This is a genomic window from Tateyamaria pelophila (genome assembly GCF_019966495.1).
GTDB classification, from domain to species: domain Bacteria; phylum Pseudomonadota; class Alphaproteobacteria; order Rhodobacterales; family Rhodobacteraceae; genus Tateyamaria; species Tateyamaria pelophila.
Map to the genome: position 1 here is coordinate 39,621 of NZ_JAIMIA010000030.1, position 6,564 is coordinate 46,184.

Annotated in this window: 6 protein-coding genes; 5 read left to right on the top strand and 1 reads right to left on the bottom strand. The window is 57.2% G+C overall.

Features of this window, described 5'->3' with window-relative positions; all coding sequences use genetic code 11:
* The first annotated feature begins 19 nt into the window (after positions 1–19).
* Genes LC354_RS11705 through LC354_RS11720 form a run of 5 tightly spaced genes read left to right on the top strand, consistent with a single transcriptional unit; the run spans position 20 to position 3,684 of the window.
* Positions 20–1,315, top strand: a complete 1,296-nt coding sequence (locus LC354_RS11705) for a c-type cytochrome (RefSeq protein WP_223424002.1) — start codon at positions 20–22, stop codon at positions 1,313–1,315.
* 1 nt (position 1,316) lies between these two features.
* The gene (locus LC354_RS27695; protein WP_263289388.1) at positions 1,317–1,445 is read left to right on the top strand and encodes a hypothetical protein; all 129 of its coding nucleotides are present in this window, start codon (positions 1,317–1,319) and stop codon (positions 1,443–1,445) included.
* A 30-nt stretch (positions 1,446–1,475) separates the two neighbouring features.
* Positions 1,476–2,180 carry an ABC transporter permease gene (locus tag LC354_RS11710; RefSeq protein ID WP_223424003.1) on the top strand — a complete coding sequence of 235 codons (705 nt, stop codon included), beginning with the start codon at positions 1,476–1,478 and terminating at the stop codon, positions 2,178–2,180.
* Positions 2,174–2,890, top strand: coding sequence for an ABC transporter ATP-binding protein (locus LC354_RS11715; protein WP_223424005.1), 717 nt, complete (start codon positions 2,174–2,176; stop codon positions 2,888–2,890). The genes LC354_RS11710 and LC354_RS11715 overlap by 7 nt, the downstream gene beginning before the upstream one ends.
* Complete coding sequence (locus LC354_RS11720; protein ID WP_223424007.1) at positions 2,887–3,684, top strand: substrate-binding domain-containing protein; 798 nt, start codon at positions 2,887–2,889, stop codon at positions 3,682–3,684. Before LC354_RS11715 ends, LC354_RS11720 begins: the two co-directional genes overlap by 4 nt.
* Before the next feature lie 529 nt (positions 3,685–4,213).
* Here the strand turns inward: LC354_RS11720 and LC354_RS11725 are convergent.
* Entirely contained in the window at positions 4,214–6,466 is a 2,253-nt protein-coding gene (locus tag LC354_RS11725) for an alpha/beta hydrolase (RefSeq protein ID WP_223424009.1), read from the bottom strand.
* Positions 6,467–6,564 lie beyond the last annotated feature (98 nt).

Genomic DNA, 6,564 nt, shown 5'->3' on the forward strand with positions numbered 1-6,564 from the left:
GGTTGTCATAGCATCCGTAATGGCGTCGCCGCTGGCGGCGCAGGAATTTTATACCCTCAAGGGACACGGCGGCCCGATCATGGATGTCGCGGTGTCCCCGTCAGGTCAGATCGCCACGGCCAGTTTCGACAATACCGTCGGCGTCTGGACACCGGACGGTCCTCTTTGGCTGGAAGGGCATCGGGCGGCTGCGACGACAGTCAGCTTCGTGAACGACCGCGCGCTTGCCTCCGGCGGCGATGATTTCAAACTCTGGCTCTGGTCGACGGCCACTGCCGAGGGACGGCAAGCCGCTGCGCACACGGCCAAGATTGCAGATGTCGTGGTTTCCCCGGATGGGCGGACCATCGCAACCGCCTCATGGGACAGCACCATCGGGCTGACCCCTGTCAAAGGGCTTGATGGGCCGATACCCACTTGGCAGGTGCGTGACACCGTGCACCTGTCCGGTCATCGCGCCGGGGTGAACGCCATTGCTTTCACGCAAGACGGTCAAACGCTGTATTCCGCATCCGTGGATGGCACCATCCGATCATGGCAAGTGCACGATCCCAAAGCTGTCTCGACGGTGGTGGTGAAACACGGGTTCGGGGTGAACCGGCTGGTCGTCAACGACGCAGAGGGCTGGCTGGCCTATGGCGCGACTGACGGCGGCACCCGGATGATCGATCTGGAAACGGGACAGAGCCTTGCCGATTTTACCCTTGGGCGCCGCCCGATCCTGTCGATGGCCTATGATCCGGTCGGCAGATCACTGGCGGTAGGGGACGGGCAGGGGTACATCATGTTCATTGATACCGACACGCGCCGCATCTCGAATGATTTTCGCGCCTCAAACTCTGGCCCGATCTGGGCGTTGTCGTTTTCCCCAGACGGACAAAGCATCCATGCAGGCGGGATCGAGGATATCGTTTATTCTTGGCCAGTCGCCGCGACAGGCCAACAAGTTCCGATGAACGGCGGCACACGAACGTTTTTAGAAGATCCCAAGACCCTGCCCAATGGGGAACGTCAGTTCAAACGCAAATGCTCCATCTGCCACACGTTGACCAAGGGCAGTGCGCGCCGCGCCGGGCCAAGCCTTTATGGTCTTTTCGGGCGCAAGGCGGGCGCAGTCGCCGATTACACCTATTCGGAGACGCTTGACGGCTCCGACATCATCTGGTCAGCAGAGACGATAAATGCTTTATTTGATCTGGGACCGGATCACTATATCCCCGGCACCAAGATGCCGATGCAACGGATCGTGAGAAAAAGGGATCGGGACGACCTGATCGATTATTTGCGCACCAAAACGGTGCAGGGAGAGAACTGAAATGAAAGCCATGCTGGCAGCCTTTGTGGCCATCGCCGTCATCTCCGTCGGGTCCAACTACATCCTTCAGCAAGTCGGGTTCTCGACCCAGGAACGGGCGTCGGGCGCGGCTGTGCGTCTGGACGACTGACGCGTCTTTTTTGGGTAGGACAGCGCCACAATGAATGAGATCTGGGCCGGCATGCTCGCGGCGTTCCGGCTGATTGTGACGCTGGACGCCGATCTGGTAGAAATCACGCTGCGCTCGTTGCAGGTCAGCCTGTCGGCTCTGGTGATTGCGTGCGTCATCGCGCTGCCTTTGGGAACATGGCTGGCCATCCGCCGGTTTCGGTTCCGGCGCGCGACAATTGCCACGCTGAATGCATTGATGGGGCTGCCGCCTGTGGTTGTGGGCCTCATCGTCTACCTGCTCTTGTCGCGCTCCGGTCCGTTTGGGGTTCTGGGGCTGCTCTTTACACCCACTGCGATGATCATCGCCCAGGTGATCATCATCACACCGCTGATCGCATCGCTGACCCATCAAGCCATGCGCGAGCTTTGGGCCGAATATCATGACCTCCTGATTTCGCTCAACACGACCAGCCGCCAGCGCATCGCCACGTTGATCTGGGACGGGCGGCGCGCCTTGCTGACCGGGGCGCTGGCCGGGTTTGGCCGCGCCATCGGAGAAGTCGGAGCCATCATGATCGTTGGCGGCAATATCGACCACGCCACGCGCGTGCTGACCACGGCCATTGCGTTGGAAACGGGCAAGGGCGATTTTGCACTGGCGCTTGGGCTGGGCTTCGTTTTGATCGCGCTGGCCCTGCTGGTGAACTTTGCCATCCACACCCTGTCGCGCACAGAGCAGGAGGGGACATGGTAGACGCCTCAATCCTTGTAGCGTTACGTGATACCTGCGTGAAACGGCGGGGCAAAACCATCCTCGGGCCAGTCAATCTCGACCTCTTGGACGACGGGTTTACGATCGTGCTGGGGCCAAACGGAGCGGGCAAAACAACCTTGCTCAAGGTGCTGCACGGGGTCGAGCGGGTGTCATCGGGCACCGTCAAATGGTCTGTTCCGGACGCGGTCGCGCGGCAAACGCAGGCCTACGTGTTTCAGCGCCCCGTCATGTTGCGGCGCTCGGTACGCCAAAACCTGGCCTACCCACTCAAGTTGGTCGGGGCATCTGCATCCGACATCGACAATGGCGTGACCTTCTGGGCCGCGCAGATCGGCCTGACCGAGATGCTTGACCGGCCCGCAACACGCTTGTCGGGAGGAGAAAAACAAAAGCTCGCCCTTGGGCGTGCCTTGATCCGCACCCCACGGGTTCTCTTTCTGGACGAGCCCTGCGCAAATCTCGACGGCCGCTCCACCCGTGAAATCGAAGGGGTCTTGCAAAGGGCAAACGCGGCGGGCACCCGGATCATCATGACCACTCACAACCTGGGACAGGCGCGGCGTCTTGCCAGCGACATCGTCTTTCTGTTGAATGGAAGACTCCATGAACAGGGGCGGGCTACAGACGTGTTACGCGCGCCCCAAACGCCTGAGGCCAAGGCCTTTTTCCAAGGAGATATTGTCGAATGATACGTTTGCTGGTTTTTGTTTTGTCGCTGTTTTCAACCATGGCGGCAGCCGAGACGATGAAGCTCGCAGTCACCACCAGCTTTCATAATTCCGGGCTGTCCGATGTTCTGCTCCCTGTCATTCTCGAGGACACCGGACTGGAGGTTCAGTTACTTGTCGTCGGCACGGGGCAGGCCTTGCGACTGGGTGAAGCGGGCGATGTGGATGCCATCCTCGTGCATTCCCGCGCTGCCGAGGAGGCGTTTGTCGCCAAGGGATTTGCGCCCTATCGCCGAGAGATCATGTATAATGACTTCGTTTTCATCGGTCCTCAGTCGGATGCCGCAAAGATTGCAAGTGCAGGGGATGCAGCCGACGCGCTGACCCGTATTGCTGAGACGGAAGCCCCCTTTGTCAGCCGCGGTGATGAGAGCGGCACGCACAAAAAGGAGTTGTCGCTATGGAGCGCCGCGCAGCTGGACCCTGCGCAGTTCGGCAGCTGGTACAAGGCCGTCGGTGCGGGCATGGGCGCCAGTTTGAACACGGCGTCGGGACTGGATGCATATATTCTGGCGGATAGAGCAAGCTGGCTGAATTTTGCCAATAAGGGCACGCTGGCCTTACTCTTTTCAGGGGACCCGGCGCTCTTCAACCAGTATGCCTATTTGCCGATCGATCCCGCGCGCCATCCTCATGTCAAAGCCGAAGCACAGCGCACTTTGGAAGATTGGCTGACCAGCCCAAAGGCAGAGGCTTTGATCAATGGCTACAGGATCGAAGGCACATCGCTGTTTGTGTTCAACGCCGAGGGGTAGGCGACAGCCATGTCGATTTATGGTTGGTGCTATCACCCTCAACTACAAATACGGCTAACAAAGAGGGGTCTCGTCGGGTCATCATATCTAATCCGACGCGGCCCGAATATCAACGATCAGATGTACAATTTGGCCAAGACCAGTACCAGATCACCCGGCTTGCAAGGGCGTGACGCTTCCATGTCGTCACCTGCGGCGCCTCTCAGTGTTTGTATGCAAACACTTGCCGATAATAGATGAGCCTTGTGCTTGGCCGCAATCTTTTGCGCCGTCTTGTCAGCACGCGACGGATCAGGCGCCGCCGTCACTTTGAATTTGCCTGAAAAACCGCGTCTCTTCGTCTTTTGTGTATCCTGTCGTCAAGGTTGGATACGTCTCAGAACGCTGCCCGATGTGGCCGAACATTTTCAGAAGAAGCTCTACCCTGACGATCCGTCCCGGGCTCACATTTGAACTGTTCCTTTCCTTTTCTTATCAAAGGGCAGCCCAATCCTCACCCGAACCGGGGAGTTTTGGGCGAACCCAAAGGTCAATATTTGGCGAGTTCCTTCAGGATCGAAGGATAAATGTCCCGCCCTGCATCACGGCCCCAGAAACAGTCCAGATGCCCGTACCCGGAAAAGACCTGACGGGTGAACTTGTCGGCGCTGCTCGGTAAGGCATGGCGCAGCCAGTGTTGCGTGCGCAAAGTCGTGTCTGGCAATACCAGTTCATTCAGCGACCCGGCCATCATGTGAACCGGAAAGTCGAGCCGCTCCGGATGGGTCAGGTAGACGTTCTCGCCCGCGGCATTTACCGCACGCCCCTTGGACATGATCAGCCCCAGTTGCTCGAACGCAAAGGTGGCAACCGGACCGACAAGTTCGCCAAGTGCGTTATGGGTTTTCTGGTTCAGGTTCGCATGCAGGTAGACGGGCCCGAAGGCTCCGAAAATCCGGTGACACGTCGGGCTGTAACACGGCTCTCCACTGGGGAACGGAACATTCCAAAGCAATGTGTTGATCATCAGATCGGTCGTTGCCTTGTCGTCCATGTCGCCGCTCGGCGGTGCATGCGTCGTCAGATCAAAAGATTTCCGGGGCGCAAACAGGCTGGCCGTGGCCGCACTTCCCGTCAGTTTTTCGATCGCCGCACGCCATTCCGGCGACAGACCTTCGCGGATCATCTTGGCGATGTTGATGTCCGACTTGATCTGGTTGAACGACCCGGTGACCGGATGAACGCTGAACTGATTGATGATCAGTTGCCTGATATTGGTGCTGTAGCCGCCCAGCACGGACATCATGACCGTGAGGGCACCAAGACAATGGGCCACGACCTGAACGGAGTCGACGTCCGAGCGTGCTTTGAGGACAGTTTCGACAGCCCAGGGCCAGTCGACACTGGCGATGTCGTCCACCGAGTAGTCACCGACATTGGCCGGGGTATTGGCAGGGCTGGCACGGTGATCAAACAGCCAGATATCGTAGCCTTCCTTGATCAACTCGCGCACGATCGACGTGTCGGTGGTGTTCAACGCAAAGCTCATGGCCTTGACGCCAAAGCCAGAGGCCAGAATGACCGGGCCCTTGGTACCGGCTTCAAAGCGCGTCAGTTGGATGCGCGCGCCATCGGGCGTCGTCGCTTTGGTCGTCTTACCGAGAATATCAGGGAAGTCCGGCACATGGCCGTCCTCTTGCCGCGGCATGATATCTTTGGGCTCGTTCTGTGCCGGGAAATTGTACAGATAGGCAGGCAGGCCGCCATAGGTTTCAAAGACCAGCTTGGCAAAGAGCGCTCCGGCCTGGGCCTCGAAATACATCTCAAGATCGGCAAGCGCCGATTTGGGCTTTCCTTCCGCATCCTTTCCAAAATAGTTGATGGCAAAGCGAAAAAACTTGTTTAGATAGTCCTTGTCTTTGACAAGATCCTTGAAGGTCTGATCCGCAATAGCATCAAGGGCTGTTTTGACCAACTCCGTAATCGTTTCGTCAGTGTCGTATTTGGCACGTATCGTCTGTGCCTGCTTGAGCAGATCTTGCAACCCGAGCTTCATCTGGCCTTGCAGGATGACAGCGTCATCTTCGATGATATCGACATTCAACGTCGTCAAATCCGTCCACCAATTGCTGCCAGGACGGCGGTTAAGTGTCTTGTAGCCTTTGAATTTCTTATGTTTATCCAGGTCACCGCTATAGGTCATCAACCATTTGTCGACATGTTCGGTGTCGAGCTTAAGCAACTCGAACACACCATTCGATATCGTATAGTCCTTGGGGTCGCTTCCGTCAGGGCGGTTGATTATGACATGACCCGAAAGCCCCGCCGCATGGTTGCAATCGTTCGTTGTCTTTTCGAGATCCGGTGACAAGACCGTAAAGTTGCCAACGACCGTACACCCCTCTGCGGCACCTGACGCCGCGTTCACGACATAGGCATCCGAGATTGGATTGTCGCGCCCCACACCTGCAATCGGAGTGCCCAAGCTGCCGCGCATCGTTTCGTCAAAGCTCAAAGACGGAGAAATATCGCCGACAACCGTGGTAAAATATTTGATCAGATCCTTGGCTTTTTCGGTATTTGGTGCGTTAGGCTCAAATATGATCGAAATGATCTTGTCCAGATATGCAGTAATTTCCTTGAATGCAGGACCGACATCGTGCTGCATATCACACTTATAGTAGGCTTTGTCGAATTCGAAGCGCTCGCGTAATGTGAATCCGCCCAATTTATCCTTCGCCAAGTTCCAGAGATCGTTGGCGACCTCCGTTGACTCTTCATAGCTTTCGTCGATCCGTTTCACGTAACCTTTGAGTGCATTATCTAGGCAGCGGACTCATAAAACTCGATCCACAGCCTGACGGATGCCAGTTTGATCATCGACAGGAAATTGCGTGATGT